This window comes from Peribacillus sp. TH27, assembly GCF_016650915.1.
GTDB lineage: Bacteria > Bacillota > Bacilli > Bacillales > DSM-1321 > Peribacillus > Peribacillus butanolivorans.
The window spans coordinates 1,593,861-1,612,046 of the sequence record NZ_JAEKEV010000002.1; the positions used below are offsets into that span (position 1 = coordinate 1,593,861).

The window sequence follows — 18,186 nt, forward strand, 5'->3', positions numbered from 1 at the left end:
TAAAAAGAGAGGGACTAAATTTAGTCCCTCTCTTTTATGTTATGTCAAAATAGTATTCTTTGTCTCTTTTCCAAAAGCTACGACAACTGCCCCCACTAAAATAGCAATTGTAAATATAGTGAAAATTGTTGAAATTGGTGTACCTGCAGCAACTAAATAACCGACAAGCAATGGTCCCAAGACACCGCCAATTCGACCAATTCCAGCAGCTAAACCAGTACCTGTACCTCGAACTGCCGTTGGATACTGTTCTGGAGTATACGCATAGAGCGCACCCCATGCACCTAAATTGAAGAATGATAGGAACATCCCGGATACGATTAAGAGTGCTAACTCTTCTGCTGAACCAAAGAAAAATGCACTGACAGCCGTTCCAATTAAGTATGTGATCAAAACGAATTTACGTCCTATCTTCTCAATCAACCATGCAGCTGAAAAGTATCCTGGAAGCTGAGCTAGCGTCATAATCAAGACATATTCAAAGCTTTGAATCATACTGAAGCCTTTTAAGACCATGACACTTGGCAGCCATAAAAACATTCCATAATAAGAGAAGACCACGCAAAACCATAGAATCCACAACACGAGGGTCTGACGTGAATATTCCTTTTTCCAAACGCTTTTCATATTATTGAGTACGGATGGCCTCTGCTTCTTTTCCAGTTCCGTATACTTAGGTGAATCTGGTAGTTTCAAACGCAGATAAAGCGCATATAAAGCTGGAACAGCACTTAATAATAATGCAACGCGCCAGCCATAGACCGGAATGATGAAAAAAGAAATAAGTGCTGCCAATATCCATCCAACAGCCCAAAAACTTTCAAGAAGCACGACAACTTGTCCCCTTTTACTCGCTTCAACACTTTCAGAGACAAGTGTCGAGGCAACCGGAAGTTCTCCTCCGAGCCCCATTCCAATCAAAAATCGCAAAATCAAGAACAAACTAAGTGTACTGACTGCTGCAGACAAACCGCTAGCAATAGAAAATAATAATAATGTAATAATAAAGACGTTCTTTCGTCCAACCCTATCTGCCATTGCTCCAAAAAAAACAGCCCCCACAGCCATACCAATGGAGTTAATACTGCCAATCCACCCAACCTGTTCACTGGTTAAGTTCCATTCCTGTTTCAACGCAACAATAATGAAAGAAAGCATACCCACATCAAGTGCATCAAACATCCATCCGAGACCCGCTACACCAAGTAATTTACGTTGCGATATAATTTTCGCATTATTTCCCATATGAATCCTCCTGAAAAACTTTAGAACTTCTATTTATTTTATCCCTTCTTAATTTTAACTATTAAATATCATTTTCGCTATAGTATTTACAGATGTCATGACAAAAAACACATATTTCTTTGTGAAATTAAGAAGAAACACTTATAACTAGTTGTTTATTGAGATAATTATTATGTCGAATAATAATGATTGAATATTCTTTTTTTTTCATTTATGATAAAAATTGGCATAAATCAAAGCGTTATCAATAAGTCAGCATGTTTTGCCCAATTAAACCATTATATTCAGGAGGGTAATTATGACAAATCTAACGTTAGAGGTAAGTGGAAAGTTGCAAAAATTTTTAACAGGACCTAAAAAGCTTTTTATTAATGGTCAATTTGTAGAAAGTGTTTCAAAGAAAACCTTCTCCACTCCAAATCCTGCCACAGGACAAAAACTTGCCGATGTATTTGAAGCAGATAAAGAAGATATTGACTTAGCCGTTAAAGCAGCACGCAAAGCATTCGATGAAGGTCCTTGGTCAAAGATGAGCGCAGCTGCCCGCAGTAGGCTAATGTATAAACTAGCAGATTTAATGGAAGAAAATAAAACAGAGCTTGCGCAGTTAGAAACATTGGATAATGGGAAACCCATCAGTGAAACAACCAATGCTGATATTCCATTAGCCATTGAACATATGAGATATTTTGCCGGCTGGTCGACTAAGATTGTTGGACAGACTATTCCGGTAAGCGGAAATTACTTTAACTACACAAAACACGAAGCTGTAGGTGTGGTAGGTCAAATCATCCCTTGGAACTTCCCACTCCTAATGGCGATGTGGAAACTCGGTGCAGCACTTGCTACAGGTTGTACAGTTATTCTAAAACCTGCTGAGCAAACTCCATTATCTGCGCTTTATTTGGCTGAACTAATCGCTGAGGCTGGTTTCCCGGATGGAGTCGTCAATATCGTTCCTGGTTTTGGTGAAACAGCTGGACAAGCTCTTGTCGATCATCCACAGGTCAATAAAATTGCATTTACCGGTTCTACTGAAGTTGGAAAACTAATCATGCGCTCTGCCTCCTATTCATTGAAACGTGTCACGTTGGAACTTGGCGGAAAATCACCAAACATTATCCTTCCAGATGCAGATTTCTCGAAAGCTATTCCTGGTGCTTTGAATGGTGTTATGTTTAACCAAGGCCAGGTATGTTGTGCCGGATCTCGGGTTTATATTCAAAAGAAACACTATGATAATGTTGTTGCCGATATGGCTAGCCATGCTAAAAATATTAAACAAGGGGTAGGCTTAGATCCGAATACACAAATTGGACCGCTTGTTTCTCAGGAACAGCAAAACCGCGTTCTTGGCTATATTGAAAAAGGGAAAAATCAAGGTGCAGAAGTCCTTGTCGGTGGAAGTAAACCGGGTGAAGAAGGCTATTTTGTTTCTCCTACTATATTCGCTGGTGTAGAAGAGGAAATGACAATTGCCAAAGAAGAGATTTTCGGTCCGGTTATTGCGGCAATGCCTTATGAGGATTTAGACGATGTTATTAACCGTGCCAATGCCAGTGAATATGGATTAGCTGCCGGTTTATGGACAAGTGATTTAGCCAATGCCCATTATGTGGCAGGAAAACTTCGTGCAGGTACCGTTTGGGTGAACTGTTATAACGCATTTGATGCAGCTTCCCCATTCGGTGGTTACAAACAATCTGGAATCGGACGTGAAATGGGATCCTATGCACTTGATAACTATACTGAAGTAAAAAGCGTCTGGGTCAATCTAAATAAGTAATTTTTTATGTGATTTTAAAGAGAGGGTCTCAAAGGGGACCCTCTTTCTTATAGTTCACACATTTTTATTTGGATAATCACTTTAGAGTCTTTACCTATTTACAATAATAGTTATAAAAAGGAGGCATTTTTTCCTAAGTTTGAAATTGCTATTAATTTTTCAGTATATCATGGTCCACATAACGTTCTCCTATGATTTAACTGAGAAGATTAATGGCCAACTTTAGCTCCATCACCAGCTGTAATTAATATTCTTATGAAGCTGAGTCCAACCCACTGGGGTTTGAATTCAGCTTCTTCCTAATTAAGATATACTCCTCCTTTATTGAGTTACAATATATTCCGCACTGTTTTTTCTATACAATGGAGTAAAAAGTTTCTTTTTTAATAAACAATCAGTACAATTATAAATGTAGAAAATGGAAAAGGAGTTTATAAATGATGAGTGAATTTCAAACAAATTTAGAAAAATATGCAGAACTTGCTGTTAAAGTTGGCGTCAATATTCAACAAGGACAAACTCTTGTGGTGAACACTACATTAGAGGGCGCTGATCTTGTCCGAATTATTGTAAAAAAAGCTTATGAAAGCGGCGCGCGTAATGTCATTGTTAATTGGAATGACGATATCGTCGGACGCACCAAATACGAGTTGGCACCGGATGAGGTGTTCAACGAGTATCCAGAGTGGCGTGCAAAAGAGACGATTGAACTTGCAGAAAACGGTGCTGCTTATCTATCTGTCATCTCCTCGAGCCCAGACTTATTAAAAAGTGTAAAACCTGAAAGGATTGCAAACTTCCAAAAGGCATCTGGTACTGCACTGAAAAAGTGGCGTCAATATATGCAATCCGATAAAGTGAGCTGGTCGATAGTCGCGGTGCCTTCAAAGGCTTGGGCTGATAAGGTGTTCTCTGATGAAGCAGAAGAAAAACGCATTGATAAACTGTGGGAAGCCATTTTCAAAGCTGTTCGTGTTGATGTGACGGACCCTGTAGAGGCATGGAAAAAGCACGACGACACGCTTCATGAAAAAGTTAATTATTTAAATGAAAAACATTACCAAAAATTGCATTACACGGCTCCTGGAACAGATTTAACAATTGAGTTACCTGACAAACATCTTTGGGTCGGAGCAGGCAGCATTAACGAAAAGGGGCATGAATTCATGGCTAACATGCCAACTGAAGAAGTGTTCACGGTTCCATTAAAAACGGGTGTAAACGGTACGGTTTCGAGTACCAAACCGCTTAGTTACGGAGGAAACATCATTGATAACTTCTCTGTGACCTTTAAGGATGGCCGCATCATTGAAGTAAAAGCTGAAGAAGGCGAAGAAATTCTAAAGCAATTAGTTGAAACCGATGAAGGCTCCCACTATCTAGGAGAGGTAGCACTTGTTCCTTTCAACTCTCCAATTTCTCAATCGAATGTGTTATTTTTCAATACTTTATTTGATGAAAATGCGTCTAACCATTTAGCGATTGGAAGCTCTTATGCTTTCTGTATTGAAGGCGGAAAAACCATGAGTCCAGAAGAGCTTGCAGAAAATGGACTTAACGAAAGCCTTGCCCATGTAGATTTCATGATTGGTTCTGATAAAATGAACATTGAAGGAATCAAACAGGACGGCACAAGCGAACCTGTCTTCCGTAATGGGGATTGGGCGTTTTAAGAAGAGCATTGATATAGAAGGGTTTGAACGTCAAAAAAAACCTTGAGTGCTCACAGAAATGGTCACATTTCTTTACGAAACAAATTATCAAGTTCATCAGCCACGTGTTTCTACATACTAGGAAGCACGTGGCTACACTTGTCTAACGTAATTTGAATAGTCACTAAGATAATGTTCCGCGTCCTTCTTAGCATTCCTGTATTAGTAAAATGGATAAACCCCACCAATCTTAATGACTGGTGGGGTTTATGTATATATAAAAAGACAAAGTATTTTAAATCAAAAATACTTTGTCCTCAAATTAATATCCTAGCGTAAACGGATGAACACGGCAACTCCGGTTAGACCAGAGTCAAGGTTCAATACTTGTACAAATCCATTTCCAAGTAAACAAAGTACAGCAGCAATGAAACAATCACCAGGATTTAAAGTGTTATCGCAAGGAGCAGCACTTCCAATCACTGTAGCTTGTACAATTGTTTGCTGAGTTAAAGGTATTAACGAAGTTCTTTCCCAAAGAATCGTAACTACATCCACAGTAGTAGGAATAACAGACATATAATTCACCTCTTTTCGTTGTTAATATATTTAATGCAACTTCAGACAGCTTGGTTCATTCTTTTGTCATGCTACACAAAAAAGAGGCAGATTTATTATCTGATGATTATTCAAGAAAAACCTCAGCTACTTATTCAAAAGGAAACGAGCGAGAAACTGAAAATCCAAGAACGCCTTGAAACTGCCAAGTTGTTGAAACGAAAGCTCAAATTATCACGCATACCGCTGAAACTGAACTACTAATGAAGTTTGGGAGTACGACCTTTGTCACAATTTGCCGATTTCGGGGATAGCATTCATTTAAGAAGAACGGGAAGTTTAAGTATTGAGGTTTTTTGTAAGTGAACGATAGAATGGTTGACCATAAAGATTATCTCTCCTTTTCTGGTCACATTTGGTTACAATTATCTTTATTCAAATCAATAAGCTCCGTTCTAACAGTAATCTCACGCTTTTAAGCATGTTTATCAGCTTAAACCAGAACTTCATTTTTTTGTCAATACACATGAATCACATAATATCCCATGGAATATCTTGGACACATTTTTTATTGTGAAATATGTTATACTATTAGTAAAGAGGGTGCATATATTGAAAAGCAATAAGTATAATAGCGGTGAAACAGTAACTATTCAAGATACTGATGAATTAGTAACAATTAATAAATGGGCATATGTAAAAAACATGAAAAGATATTCTTATACTGTCAAAGAACATCCAACTACTTTTTTCTTTGAAGAAGAATTAAAAAAGGCGTAAGATTTTGATTTTACAATACGCACAAAAAAACCCTACCATATTAGTAGGGTTTTTCTTTGTCTTTTTCCCACAATAAAGAACAGACTCCCATCGAGGAGTCTGTTCATATAGGTTACAATTTAATTTTAAAATTAAGCTTTTTGAACGTTAGCTGCTTGAGCTCCACGAGCACCTTGCTCAACGTCGAAAGTTACTTTTTGACCTTCGTCTAAAGATTTGAAGCCTTCGCTTTGGATAGCTGAGAAATGTACGAATACGTCGTCTCCATTTTCACGCTCGATAAATCCAAAACCTTTTTCTGCATTAAACCATTTAACTGTACCTTGTTCCATTTTTGTTGCCTCCTAGTGCTTAACACACAATGTATTACTATTTTTGATCGTTTGGTTAAGACAATAACTAGTATGCTCTCCCACAATCAAAAACAATTCTTTATTAGAGTAACATGAAATGATAAAGATAGCAAATTATCTGGTGATATTTTAAATTCGCAAGAGTTATTTCATTCATTCTATTTCTGCTTGTGACATCGCATTTTTTCATTTCCTTCCAATTATATGGTTCAGATAAGGATGAACGGGCCATATCAGTGTATAGGAAACAGTACTATTTACATTCAATAAGAGCAAATAACTAGGAGGTCTATCAATGAAATATGCGGTTTTGACAGTAAGGTAATCGTAGCATATAGCGGTTATGAAGCACTTGGATTTTTTTTTGAAGGAAATCGATGACCAAATTGGTTTTGTTGATAATATAGATATAGAAGAAGTTGATGCTGATGAAAGAGTCGAGGTTTCATATACTAGGCATTCCCTGTACAAGACACTTGAGCAAATCTATCAAGTGAAAGAATTTTGGGAAGTGCCTGATGTTGAATAACCTACAATTAAGAAGCCCCCCACCGTGCAGGGGAGGGATTTCGATTTAGAATTTATGTTCAGGAATAGTTAAATTCCAAACAGCTCTGTCAAATAGTATTTGGTAATGGCCAGATATTCACGAATATAAGATTTGACCAGGACCACTTTTGGTGTCTTTGCTGGTATCCCGGTCATGTCCAAGCCTACGCTTTTGGCCATTTCCACCGCACGATAGATATGGAAATCATTAGTAACAATCAATCCTGTAGCTGTTGGATTCGGAATAAGATCTTTTGAGTAAGCAATATTTTCAATGGTTGTTGTTGATTTGTCTTCCATAATGATCCTTGCCTCTTCAATTCCCTGATTGATTAACTCTTGCTGCATTGCCTGAGCTTCTGAAATATCTTCGCCAGGACCTTTGCCGCCCGATACAATGGCTATCGTATTTTTATTTGCTTTTAAATAATCAGCAGCCTTATCAATCCGGTATTGTAAAGATAATGATGGAACTGTTCCTTTAACCCTGGCCCCAAGGACAATAAGGTAACTGGCATCTTCAGGAATTGGCTGATGACTGCTCTCTTGAATTTTCATATGTAAAACCCCAAAATACACTAGTAAAGCAACAACACCAATTACAACAAATTTTACCGCCTTTTTCAAAACTACTTCCCCGTTTCATTTTCTATCCATTATATAACATGTTTTACCATAACTCACCACATAACTATAACCAAATGCTGTAGACGCACAATAGCGGGAAATCAACGTGACTTCCCGCGTTATTGCACTTAGAATGGCCTTAAGGACTAAGCTTACTCAACCCGATTCTATCGCAAAGACCACAAACATTCTAATACTAATAAAGGTTATTCTATTCAGCCATTATGTCATCATAAATCAATTTACCAATTTTACTGATGACTTGACGGCTTTCATCCTCTGATTTCATATCTTCGGTAAGGACGACAGCATAAACGGTTTGAAATTCTGAACGAATGATCGCACAATCATGTGCAACGCCCCGAATTGCGCCCGTTTTGCTTGCGACCTTTACCCCTTTCCCCATTAGTGATGGGAGTTTATCTCTTAATTGCTGATTGTCAAAAGCTCGTAAGATTTTTTCCTGGCTTTCTTTCGTTAAAAAGTCGCCTGTATGTATGGCTTTTAGGCAGGTAATCGTATCTTCAGCCGAGATTGTATTATCCCGCCCTTCCTTTAATGCTTTGAAATCCTGCATTCTGCGCCCGAGAATAGTATTTTTCAGACCAAGTTCTTTGATGCATTGATTAATTTCATCATGACCTAGCAAAGTCATCATCATATTCGTGGATGTATTATCAGATACAGTTATCATCAAAGTCAATAAATCCTCAACGGTTAAAAATACTTTATTCGATAAGACGTGCAGGACGCCCGATCCTCCAGTCACTTCATTAGGCGGAATGGTCACCGGCTGATTTAAGTAGATTTTCTTTTCTTCACTTTGACGATAGCCTTCGATTATCATTGGTATTTTGATCAAACTCGCTGATTGGAAGGATTCATCATCGTGATAGCTGATAGTATCTCCATCGGCATTTTCAATTTTATAAGCAATTCTTCCATCAAATGTTTCAACTAATGCTAAGATTTCGTGCTCTATAGTTTGTAAAGTCATCGATTCTCTTTCCCCCTTAAGATTTCAACAAATTAACTATTAAAAACTCCCCTTACTTATTCTATCATGCAAAAAGCAGTACAATCTTCTACAAATTCTATATTGATTAAATTTTCATTATAGAACAAATAAAAGGTTTTCACTTCCCAAAAACAAAAGGAGCCTTCGTATCGAAAGCTCCGTTGTGGTCTGGAATTAATTCATCTAGCTTTTGCAGGTCGTCCCTTTGCTAAGGGGAATCGTTTCTTTTCAGTGGTATCCACCTGTGTGATTTCCCCATCATGAACAGTTATAATAACCGATCCATATTGTAGATCTTCCAAGCTGGAAATGATATGTCTGATTTTTAACTCCTCTTTTTTTTCCATATTATCCTCCTCTTAATAATGGTAATTAAGCACCATTCATACCTAATAATAAAAAGAGATTGTACGAAAAATTCACACGTACTCTTCACACCTCTAAAACTTGCTTTAGGAAATTGGTTCATCTTCTGTTTTTTCTTCCTTTTATCTCTCTGGATAAGAAATAATCAGTTCATATTAAACTCCATATTCTCCTCCCTTCAAATATTAAGAAAATAAAAGGCACCCTACATCTAACAGGATAGATGGAAGGGTGCCTTTAGTTGACTAATCGGCAATTTTTATGAGTCCAATAGTTACATAAAAAATCAATCATGCAAATTTTAACAATTCAATTTACACCGGTAAATTACACTATTCTTACCAACTAACTTGGTATTACCACTATAATCCAATAACCACTCTTTGTCAATTATCATTTAAATTTTCTGATTAATCTGCGTATTACATTTTACCTAATTAGCACTTTACCAAACTAAACGATTCGAGATATACTATTTTAGTATAAGTTGTCGGTATATAAATTCAAACTGTATTTAAGAAAGGTTCGATTATAAATGGAAAATAAAAAATGGGGTTTATTGATTTTGACCACATTCGTAATTGGAAATATGGTCGGCGGTGGAATCTTCATGCTCCCTGCTCAATTGGCACAGGTTTCAAGTCCATTAGGTGCTACTTTGGCATGGATGGTTACTGGACTAGGAGTATTTTTAATAGCACTCGTATTTGGTAACTTAGCTGTACGGAAACCGGAGCTGAAAGCCGGTCCCCAAAGTTATGCTCAGTCATTATTTAAGTCTCCTACAAAAGGAAGGCTATCAGGATACAGTATGGCCTGGGGTTATTGGGCTGCAAACTGGGCTGCAACAGCCTCTGTCATCATTTCATTTGCTGGTTACTTATCGACGTTTTTCCCTGTCATGCATAGTACGAAAGTGATTTATACAACAGGTTCTTTCAATCTCGAACTCGGTAAAGCACTAACATTTGCAGTATGTACCATTGCTCTTTGGGGGATTCAGGCAATTTTAGTAAGAAGTTTTAACAGTGCAGGAAAACTAAACCTTGTTGCAACAGTTACAAAAGTGCTTGGATTCTTGTTTTTCATTATTGTTACGATTTTCATCTTTGATTCTTCTAATCTTGGAAACGGTGCAGAATTTTACGATACAGCTGGGACATCCATCTCCTTAGGTGCTCAAGTTAATGCTGCAGCGATATCAACATTATGGGCCTTCATCGGCATTGAAGCAGCTGTGATGCTCTCAAATCGCGCTAAGTCACAAAATGATGTAAAAAAAGCAACGATTCTTGGTTTGCTTATCGCTGTTGTCATTTATATTGGAATTACCTTATTGACAATGGGTGCTATTTCACAAGACGATTTAAAAGTTTCACAAAAGCCACTTGTTGATGCTTTACAAGCTGTGGTTGGTTCAAACGGTACGTATCTTATGGCCGCTCTTGCTGTCATTTCCTTGTTAGGCTCAACAATCGGCTGGATTGTCGTTGCATCTGAAGTTCCTTACCAGGCAGCGAAATTAGATTTATTCCCGACTTATTTTGCGAAAGCGAATAAAAACGGAACACCTGTTCGTTCTATGACAATTACAAATATCATGACACAAATATTCTTATTCTCCACTATCTCTGGAACGATTTTAGAAGCTTATAAATTCTCTATGATTGTCGCTACACTTGCATACCTGATTCCTTATCTCGTATCAACCTTATATCAATTGAAATTAGTCGTAACTGGGGAAACATACGATTTCATGAAAGGTTCAAGAAGTCGCGATGGTATTATCACTATCCTGGCATTAGTTTACTCCGTCTGGGTCATTAAGACAGGTACAGCTGACATGGATACGTTCAAACTAGGCATTGCCTTATATGTACTTGGAATCGTGCTATACCCACTCTGGATGAGAAAGAAAGCATAAACCTAAAACGCCTTGGCATTCAACTATGCCAAGGCGTTTCTTTATATCTGCTTCAAACTTAGTTTCGTCCTCAGCCGAACCCTTTCTCCTGGTCCTAATTCCCTCAATCCTGTTAATTCTGCTGACAAATCTAGATTAGGAGCATTCGTTACCCATGTATATGGTTCAGGACATACAAACCCCTTCTGATTGAATAATACCCAAAACTTAAAATGGTCATCACCATGATAGCAGACTTGTAGACCTGCTTCTTGATCGGTGAGTACGCACTCGTTTTCCAAATCCTCATCATAGCCAAATATATCATCAAACTGTCGCCCCTCAATGCTGAACCCATTTTGAATTTCCATCGTATTTGGCGTTGCTTGAATTTTCCCAGTTGGTAATGACCTGTCATTCAACTCCCATTGTTTATTTACAGGCAGTGAAATCCTGCAATCCATCAACTTACTGCTTGGTACAAATGGAAAATTGAATATCGTATGATAACCCACTCCCCATGGAAAGGGCTCCTGGCCATTGTTGATGATTTCTAGTTGTACATCCAATGCATTATCGTTTAAAGAAAAAGTCATATATATTGTAAAATCATGTGGAAAATATCTTTTTAGAAAAGGAAAATCACTACTTAAAAACTCGGTTGTTATTACGATTTTTTCTCCATTTACTTCTCTTTTAATAACTTGCCATGGCTTATCATATAATAAACCATGAATATGATTTGATTTTTCTATTTCATTAATCGGAAATTTATACGTGATCTGCTTATATGTAAATTGGCCACCCTCAATCCGATTAGGAGGAAACAAGATTGGCATGCCATATAATATTGGAACTTCTCTATAGTCTTCTAACGTTTTCGGTGTTCGCAGCAACTCAATATCATTCTGTTTGAACTTAAATGAGAGAAGATTACTTCCTAAGACTGGTACAAGTATTGCTTCTATTGTTTCATTGCCAAACTTTATTGCCTTTTCATTTAAAAAAATGATATCTTCTATATAACCTGTCACTTACTCTCCTCCTTTACCATGAGTATATATTCATCCTACTTGCATCAACCACTTTTTGCAACAAATGGAAATTAAACACAGTGAAAATAACATAACAAAAAAACTATCAATATAGTATTTAAACAACAAAAAGGATGCTCCCTTTAGGAACATCCTTTTTGTTTATCTATTACTTTCACTTACTAAGGCAACTATACCCTCTTCATCATCCAAAACAAGTTCAATGCCTGAATATGGATCTATGTTCAAATATTCATCCAACCATTGGCGAAGAGCCTCAATCAAATTGATGGTAATTAACACTTGTTTCCGGCCGTCAACATACGTTTCAGCGGAAAAACCGTAATCATCATCAAACATCAACTCGACTTCTACCTCATTAGGTTGTACCTGCTTTTTACGAGCAATGTAAACACAAACTGCATTAATGATATCTTGTTCGGAAATTCTTAGCCTCTCCATGGGTTTGGATCCTCTTTTTTCTTCTTATCTTTGAAATATGTGAAAATTTTACGGATTACAACCACTAATGCAACAACCGCTAACACGTTAATTAACAGACCAAGTATAGAACCTAGCGCTCCCATATTGGCGAATAGACTACCAAATAGTAGACCTGCTAGTCCTCCTAGCATTATCCCTTTCATTAAGCCGCCTTTAGAAAACGAGCTTCCGCTTTTTGTATCTGTTTTTGCTTTGTTCGTAGTCGCATCAGATTTTTTCGTTTCTTTATTTTGGAAATTCGATTTATTACTATTAGTGTTGCTGTTAAAACTTCTTTTTCCAGACTTATAGCCCCTTGCATCTACTGATTCCGAGTGATCTTTGAATACGTAGGTGCCAACTGGCGAGAATGCTAATGTAATCGTGAGTAGAGCTGCCATAAATTTTTTCATCATGATTTTTTTCCTCCGTTTTTAATAGTATGGAATGTTGTTTCATTAAATATCTTTTCAGATTTGCTGAAAGTCCACATCACCTATCTTTATTTTATCTTATAGTATTTACGTTGATAATCAAAATAAGTTTCACTTTTTTCTATATTTCTTCAAAAAAAAATCCCAAAAAAAATAAGCAGGGTATGCTCTCCCCCTGCTTATTGATGAGCTATTAATTTACACGAACTACACGTCCATTGAATTTTTCTGCCCAATATCCGCTTCCCATATTAGCAATAGCAACACCTGTTGAACTTTGAGAACCGATAAATTTGCCGCCACCAACATAAATACCAACATGTCCATCCGTTTTATAGGTATTGAAAAATACTAAATCTCCAGGTTGCATCTGGCTTTTAGATACTTGGCGTCCTGCACTTGTCAAGGCACCTGTACTTGCTGGTAAATTCACACCGGCTTGTTTGTAAGCCCATGCAACAAATGCTGAACAATCGAATCGGCCATTAGCAATGTCCGATGCTGTTCTTCCGCCACCGAATACATACGTTGAGTTACCGATATATTTATAGCCTGCTGTAATTGCAGAGCCTGTATTTGCACTACTTGGCTTGCTTGATGTTTCAGTTTTACTAGCTGTAGGTTTATCAGTAGAACTGTTTTTAGATGAATTTGAAGATGATTCACCTTTAGAAGAACTTGATGCCGACGCCTCGCCTTTAGAAGAACTTGATGCCGATGCTTCGCCTTTAGACGAATTTGATGATTCTTTACTTGAAGCATTTGAAGAATTCACTTCTTCCGCGGCACGGTTAAGATCAGCTTTCTCTGATGCTTTAAGTTCTTCTTCTTTTTTGATGTTTTCACGGATGGATGCAATTTTAGCCTCTAAACCTGCATCTTTATTCTCTAAAGCCTGTTTAAGAGCTTTTGTTTCTGATTCTTTCTTTTCAAGCTTTGCCTTCATATTAACGGTTTCTGCTTGTTGTTCTTTAATTTGAGATTGCATACCTTTAAGCTCTACGTCCATATCCTTTAGGCTTTGCAATTTTTTCTCTACAGTCGCTTGTTTTTTTTCTAATTCAGCTTTATCTGCTTCCTGCTGACTAAGAATCTCCCGATCTGCTTCTACAATTGCAGCTACTGCTCCAACACGATCAACAAGTTCACGGAAACTACTAGAACCTAAAAGAACTTCAAGGTAGTTAACATCTCCACCGCTCTCTTGGAATGCAAGGGCACGCTCTTTCAAGACTTCCTCGCGTTTTGCGATTCTTTCTTCCAAAGCTTTAATTTCTTTCTTTAAAGAATCTATATCTTTTTCCGTGTCTTTAATTTCTTGTTTAGTATCTTTAATTTTTTCGTCATTTTCTTTCATTGCTGTTTCAATTTGTGCAATTTGGGAATTCATTTTCGATTGTTCTTTTTTCAATTCCTGAATAACTTGTTCTGCCGCTGAAATATCTGATTGGATTCCTGTGCGTTCTGATTGAATTTCCGAGATAGATTCAGCTTTTACTGATGGTATCGCAAAAGCGCTTCCTAAGCCGAGCATAATAGTCGTGTTTAATATAATTAGTTTTTTCTTCAAACTCATTTCCCCTGCTTTCCTCCCTGTGCATTTCAATTGACCTACTTCTTTCTTCTATGAAAATAGTAGCCAAAATAAATTACTAGGAACTCTTCTCTATTTTTTTACTCATTATGTAATCTTCTAAGGTTGTAACAATATAATAATAAATTCTGAAACTCTACTAAGTATTTCACCTAATTCGTAGTATAACATCAGATTTTGTCAAATAAGTAATAATAATATTACAATTACATTTCATTTTTAACATCAAACGTAAAATTTCGACTTTTTCACGATATAAAACGACCATATATTTACAAGTTCCTTCATTTTCCTTTCTATCTAGCGTTTAGCACCAAAGAACTATATTCTGAAAGTAAGATAAAAAGCTGCTATTTCCAAAATAAGTTCAGTCTTGTTATGGAAAATATCCGCTTAACTTTAATAGAAAGCAATAAAGCAAGAAACCTTCAACATTTGGCTTATATTAAATTATAGCTTTGTTATATCAAGCTACTGATTTTCACAATTTACTAGAAAGCCTACAGCAGAGCGAATATTAAAAAAGGCAGCGAATCCCCCCGGGATCGCTGCTCTCCTCCATTTATGCTCCTGCCCAAACATCCTTTGCATATCGACCATTCGCCTCTAATGATTGCAACCATTCTGTGGCTTCTTCTTTAGATGATTGATACAAATGCATATAGCTTTCGATTAACGTTTGTTCAACATCCGGTGCCATTTTGCTTCCGTCCCCGCAGATGTATAAGTGTCCGCCTTCTTTTAATAAAGAAAGAATGTCTTGAGCGTTTTCTGCTAACCGATGCTGGACATACATTTTTTCTTGACCAGGACATCTTGAGAAAGCGGTGTGCAGTGTTATAAGACCATCTTGTTCAGCTTGCACGAGTTCTTCTTGATATAGGAAATCGTGTTCGGGATTGCGGCATCCAAAGTAAAGATGGGCCGCCCCTAGTGTTTCACCTTTTTCTGTTAGGGCGCGGCGAGCCTGAATAAATCCTCTGAACGGTGCAATTCCTGTTCCAGGACCGATCATAATGATAGGTTTCCCTGTTTGCTCCGGAAGCTGGAAGTTGGATTGCGGTGTATTGATAAAGCAGGCTACCTTGTCTCCTTCGGAACGTTCTGCTAAATAATTTGATGCAATTCCTTTGTATTCTCCGTTGCCACTCCAGGCATCTCCACGGACGACACTGACAGTGATGCTTGCTTTTCCTTCCTTGTGAAGTGGAGAACTTGAAATAGAGTAGTATCTTGCCTTTAAAGGAGGCAGTAAAGCTAGAAATCCTTCAAATGGTATTTCACATGCAAGGTACTTTTCTGTCAGGTCAAGCATAGTAATGCGTTTGTTCAGAATTTCTTGTTTATAGGTACTGTCCTCTAGAAGCTTTTCAAGCTCTTTTACATGGGGAGGACATACCGTGTGAGTAGCAAGCGTCCGAATTTGAGAACGGGTAGCAGGTTCTTGTAACTCCACATAGTTAGATAGTAACTCCTGTAATTTTACAGGTTTCTCTGTAGGAAGATGGGCAGCTTTTCCCGAATCTCCAGTCAGTTTGACATAGTCTTGGCCGTTAAAATTGAATCGACTGAGCACTCGCTCAACGAGTTCCGATGGATTTTGAGGAAGAACCCCGACATGGTCGCCTTCTTGATAATGAATACCCTCTGGAAGAGTTAACTCTATATGCCGTGTACTTCTTCCGCTATCCTCATGTTGTAATTCGACACTCCTGTTCACAACAGCTGTAAAAGCATGATGAGTGCGGGCGAGCGGTGTGTCGCTCACATCACTTACAAAATTCATCATAATCGAGCTGTTTTTTCTATCATTTATATTTAGTTCAATGTTCAAGGTTTGGGCAAGCTTCGGCCAAAGGGCTTCTGTCCATTTCTCGTAATCCCCTTCAAAATCATCGCTTGCATCTCCATAACCTGTTTCTGACAGACGATTAGCTCCTTTTTGTTCCAGTTGTTCATCAATGAAGGTTGGAATACGTTGGTACGTATTGGCCCAATTGCGGTCTCCGCATCCAAAGATAGCATAGTGAACACCGTCCAATGTTCCATCCTGACTTTCCTTCAGCCATGAAACAAAGTCATTTGCATTGTCTGGTGGATTTCCATTATAAGATGCTGAGACAATGAGAACAGCTCCTTCTTGAGGAAGATGATTTGTGTAATCATTTAAAGGAGCAACCTCGGTATAGAAACCTTGTTGACTCCCCGTTTCAGCGAGATCACGAGCTATTCCTTCTGCGGTTCCCATGTTTGATCCAAACAGAACGAGTAATGGCGTGCCATGTGCAGATTCAATAGAAGCTTCCGTTGCTTCTAAATCCGCATACACTGGTTCTGGAGAAGCAACGGTAAATGACATCGCCGGCTTCCTAGGTGAAACACGCATGGTTAATCCATCCGGTTTAAGAGTCAAAGTTTCTTTAACATCCAATTGATAATCTTTATGATCTATCAGGTCAAAGTGTTGTAAAACCATTCCGAGCACCAGAGTTGCTTCATGAAGAGCAAACTGCTGCCCGATACAGGCACGCTGTCCGTTTCCAAACGGTTTATAAGCATGGTATGGAATTGAGACCGGATCCTCAAAACGTTCTGGAATAAAGGATTCTACGTCTTCTCCCCAAACGGATGGATCACGGTGAAGCTCTGGAATAAGAAGAGTGAACACCTCATCTTTCTTCACATTGTATTTTCCGTTTAATGTGGTGTCTTCTTTCGCATAAACAGAAAACGCCGGAGCAGTTGGCCACAGACGAAGCGCTTCATTTAACACCATCCGAACATATTTCAATTTCTTCACCTGTTTATAATCAGGAACCTCGTCACCCAGTACTTCATCGACTTCCTGCTGTGCTTTTTTTAACTTTTCCGGGTTATTCATAAGAAAATAGATGGCGAAAGAAAGGAGACCGCTCGTCGTTTCATGTCCAGCGATTAAAAAGGTAATGATTTGATAACGAATATTTTCATCATCCAGTGCTGCACCAGTTTCAGGATCAACCCCTTTTAACATATGGGAAAGAAGGTCATCTTCTCCCTGATCACCATTTAGTTTTCGTTCTGTAATCAATTCATCTACAAGTGAGAACATGTATTGAATGTCTTCTCTGAATTGTTTTTTAGACTTAATCATCAGTTTATCTTGAACACCGAGTCGCTGCGTTTGACTCATCGCTTCATCTAATGCACGCACCATACTGTCGACAAAGGGATGGGAGGTCTCTCGATAAAAACTGTTAAAGCGGTAATTAAATCCGCAGAGTCCAATCGTATCTAAGGTCAAGCGTGTCATATCTTCAGGAATATCAATCTCATCAGCGGGATTTAAGCGAGCCCATTTTTGGATGAGTTGGGTAGCAAGATCTACCATTTTTGCATGATAGCCCTTCATTGCCTGCTGGCTAAAGCTAGGCAGCAGAATGTTATGAGCCTTTTTCCAATTTGTCTCCGATGTTTCACTTGTGAAAAGGCCATCACCACCAAATGCTCTCACTTTTTGCAGGGCAGGACCGACTTTCTTATCAAATCTTGTTTCATCACAAATTTCTTTAGCAAGGGCAGCGCTGGATACAAAGGTACTAATACGACCCGGAAATTGAAACTGAAAAACCGGTCCAAGTTCCCTAGCCAGCTTCATGAATGACTGAAGTGGCTTATCCTTATCAATAACAGGCAGGCTTCCGAGGGGTCCATAAGTTTTTGGCTGTGGAAATTGAGTTATATTTGTCATTTTTTAGCACCTCTTTAAATAAATTAGCTAACGGAATGAACATTCATTCCGCTAAGTGAATGAAAAATCAAATT

Annotated in this window: 16 protein-coding genes; 5 read left to right on the forward strand and 11 right to left on the reverse strand. The window is 38.1% G+C overall.

Annotated features, from left to right (window positions below):
* Positions 1 to 39: 39 nt before the first annotated feature.
* Positions 40 to 1,245 (reverse strand): MFS transporter, encoded by a 1,206-nt coding sequence (locus JFU24_RS09080; protein ID WP_201181724.1) that lies wholly within the window; start codon positions 1,243 to 1,245, stop codon positions 40 to 42.
* 298 nt (positions 1,246 to 1,543) lie between these two features.
* Between JFU24_RS09080 and JFU24_RS09085 the strand changes: the two genes are divergently transcribed.
* Positions 1,544 to 3,031, forward strand: coding sequence for an aldehyde dehydrogenase family protein (locus tag JFU24_RS09085; RefSeq protein WP_201249866.1), 1,488 nt, complete (start codon positions 1,544 to 1,546; stop codon positions 3,029 to 3,031).
* Positions 3,032 to 3,471: 440 nt separating this feature from the next.
* Entirely contained in the window at positions 3,472 to 4,704 is a 1,233-nt protein-coding gene (locus JFU24_RS09090) for an aminopeptidase (protein ID WP_201249867.1), read from the forward strand.
* Between the two features lie 309 nt (positions 4,705 to 5,013).
* On the opposite strand, the gene JFU24_RS09095 is transcribed toward JFU24_RS09090, so the two are convergent.
* A complete protein-coding gene (locus JFU24_RS09095; RefSeq protein WP_201221602.1) occupies positions 5,014 to 5,262 on the reverse strand; it encodes a hypothetical protein in 249 nt (82 codons plus the stop codon).
* A gap of 591 nt (positions 5,263 to 5,853) precedes the next feature.
* Here JFU24_RS09095 and JFU24_RS09100 point away from each other — a divergent pair.
* On the forward strand, positions 5,854 to 6,021 hold the full coding sequence (locus JFU24_RS09100) for a hypothetical protein (protein WP_162878786.1): 168 nt from the start codon (positions 5,854 to 5,856) through the stop codon (positions 6,019 to 6,021).
* 131 nt (positions 6,022 to 6,152) lie between these two features.
* Here the strand turns inward: JFU24_RS09100 and cspC are convergent, their stop codons facing one another.
* Positions 6,153 to 6,353 (reverse strand): cold shock protein CspC, encoded by a 201-nt coding sequence (cspC, locus tag JFU24_RS09105; protein WP_010331195.1) that lies wholly within the window; start codon positions 6,351 to 6,353, stop codon positions 6,153 to 6,155.
* Positions 6,354 to 6,738: 385 nt separating this feature from the next.
* On the opposite strand from cspC, the gene JFU24_RS09110 reads away from it, so the two are divergent.
* The gene (locus tag JFU24_RS09110) at positions 6,739 to 6,903 is read left to right on the forward strand and encodes a hypothetical protein (protein ID WP_201249868.1); all 165 of its coding nucleotides are present in this window, start codon (positions 6,739 to 6,741) and stop codon (positions 6,901 to 6,903) included.
* Between the two features lie 68 nt (positions 6,904 to 6,971).
* On the opposite strand, the gene JFU24_RS09115 is transcribed toward JFU24_RS09110, so the two are convergent.
* The 3 genes from JFU24_RS09115 to JFU24_RS09125 all read right to left on the reverse strand — a co-directional run bounded on the left by JFU24_RS09115 (position 6,972) and on the right by JFU24_RS09125 (position 8,915).
* Positions 6,972 to 7,550, reverse strand: a complete 579-nt coding sequence (locus JFU24_RS09115; RefSeq protein WP_242485310.1) for a YdcF family protein — start codon at positions 7,548 to 7,550, stop codon at positions 6,972 to 6,974.
* Positions 7,551 to 7,761: 211 nt separating this feature from the next.
* Positions 7,762 to 8,547, reverse strand: coding sequence for a serine hydrolase (locus JFU24_RS09120; RefSeq protein WP_056530792.1), 786 nt, complete (start codon positions 8,545 to 8,547; stop codon positions 7,762 to 7,764).
* A gap of 200 nt (positions 8,548 to 8,747) precedes the next feature.
* Positions 8,748 to 8,915 carry a YezD family protein gene (locus tag JFU24_RS09125; protein WP_082612767.1) on the reverse strand — a complete coding sequence of 56 codons (168 nt, stop codon included), beginning with the start codon at positions 8,913 to 8,915 and terminating at the stop codon, positions 8,748 to 8,750.
* A 554-nt stretch (positions 8,916 to 9,469) separates the two neighbouring features.
* On the opposite strand from JFU24_RS09125, the gene JFU24_RS09130 reads away from it, so the two are divergent.
* A complete protein-coding gene (locus JFU24_RS09130; RefSeq protein WP_201181730.1) occupies positions 9,470 to 10,858 on the forward strand; it encodes an amino acid permease in 1,389 nt (462 codons plus the stop codon).
* Between the two features lie 41 nt (positions 10,859 to 10,899).
* Here the strand turns inward: JFU24_RS09130 and JFU24_RS09135 are convergent, their stop codons facing one another.
* The 5 genes from JFU24_RS09135 to JFU24_RS09155 all read right to left on the reverse strand — a co-directional run bounded on the left by JFU24_RS09135 (position 10,900) and on the right by JFU24_RS09155 (position 18,112).
* Positions 10,900 to 11,871 (reverse strand): aldose 1-epimerase, encoded by a 972-nt coding sequence (locus tag JFU24_RS09135; RefSeq protein WP_201221604.1) that lies wholly within the window; start codon positions 11,869 to 11,871, stop codon positions 10,900 to 10,902.
* Positions 11,872 to 12,033: 162 nt separating this feature from the next.
* Positions 12,034 to 12,333, reverse strand: coding sequence for a YxcD family protein (locus JFU24_RS09140; protein ID WP_201221606.1), 300 nt, complete (start codon positions 12,331 to 12,333; stop codon positions 12,034 to 12,036).
* Positions 12,321 to 12,767, reverse strand: a complete 447-nt coding sequence (locus JFU24_RS09145) for a hypothetical protein (RefSeq protein WP_201183396.1) — start codon at positions 12,765 to 12,767, stop codon at positions 12,321 to 12,323. The genes JFU24_RS09140 and JFU24_RS09145 overlap by 13 nt, the downstream gene beginning before the upstream one ends.
* Positions 12,768 to 12,981: 214 nt before the next feature.
* A complete protein-coding gene (locus JFU24_RS09150) occupies positions 12,982 to 14,364 on the reverse strand; it encodes a C40 family peptidase (RefSeq protein WP_201181735.1) in 1,383 nt (460 codons plus the stop codon).
* 580 nt (positions 14,365 to 14,944) lie between these two features.
* Positions 14,945 to 18,112 (reverse strand): bifunctional cytochrome P450/NADPH--P450 reductase, encoded by a 3,168-nt coding sequence (locus JFU24_RS09155; RefSeq protein WP_201249869.1) that lies wholly within the window; start codon positions 18,110 to 18,112, stop codon positions 14,945 to 14,947.
* Between the last annotated feature and the right edge of the window lie 74 nt (positions 18,113 to 18,186).

Coding starts and splice junctions, on each gene's coding strand:
- JFU24_RS09080 (WP_201181724.1), bottom strand. CDS start 1,245: ATGGGAAATAATGCGAAAATTATATCGCAACGTAAATTACTTGGTGTA.
- JFU24_RS09085 (WP_201249866.1), top strand. CDS start 1,544: ATGACAAATCTAACGTTAGAGGTAAGTGGAAAGTTGCAAAAATTTTTA.
- JFU24_RS09090 (WP_201249867.1), top strand. CDS start 3,472: ATGAGTGAATTTCAAACAAATTTAGAAAAATATGCAGAACTTGCTGTT.
- JFU24_RS09095 (WP_201221602.1), bottom strand. CDS start 5,262: ATGTCTGTTATTCCTACTACTGTGGATGTAGTTACGATTCTTTGGGAA.
- cspC (WP_010331195.1), bottom strand. CDS start 6,353: ATGGAACAAGGTACAGTTAAATGGTTTAATGCAGAAAAAGGTTTTGGA.
- JFU24_RS09120 (WP_056530792.1), bottom strand. CDS start 8,547: ATGACTTTACAAACTATAGAGCACGAAATCTTAGCATTAGTTGAAACA.
- JFU24_RS09125 (WP_082612767.1), bottom strand. CDS start 8,915: ATGGAAAAAAAAGAGGAGTTAAAAATCAGACATATCATTTCCAGCTTG.
- JFU24_RS09130 (WP_201181730.1), top strand. CDS start 9,470: ATGGAAAATAAAAAATGGGGTTTATTGATTTTGACCACATTCGTAATT.
- JFU24_RS09140 (WP_201221606.1), bottom strand. CDS start 12,333: ATGGAGAGGCTAAGAATTTCCGAACAAGATATCATTAATGCAGTTTGT.
- JFU24_RS09145 (WP_201183396.1), bottom strand. CDS start 12,767: ATGAAAAAATTTATGGCAGCTCTACTCACGATTACATTAGCATTCTCG.
- JFU24_RS09150 (WP_201181735.1), bottom strand. CDS start 14,364: ATGAGTTTGAAGAAAAAACTAATTATATTAAACACGACTATTATGCTC.
- JFU24_RS09155 (WP_201249869.1), bottom strand. CDS start 18,112: ATGACAAATATAACTCAATTTCCACAGCCAAAAACTTATGGACCCCTC.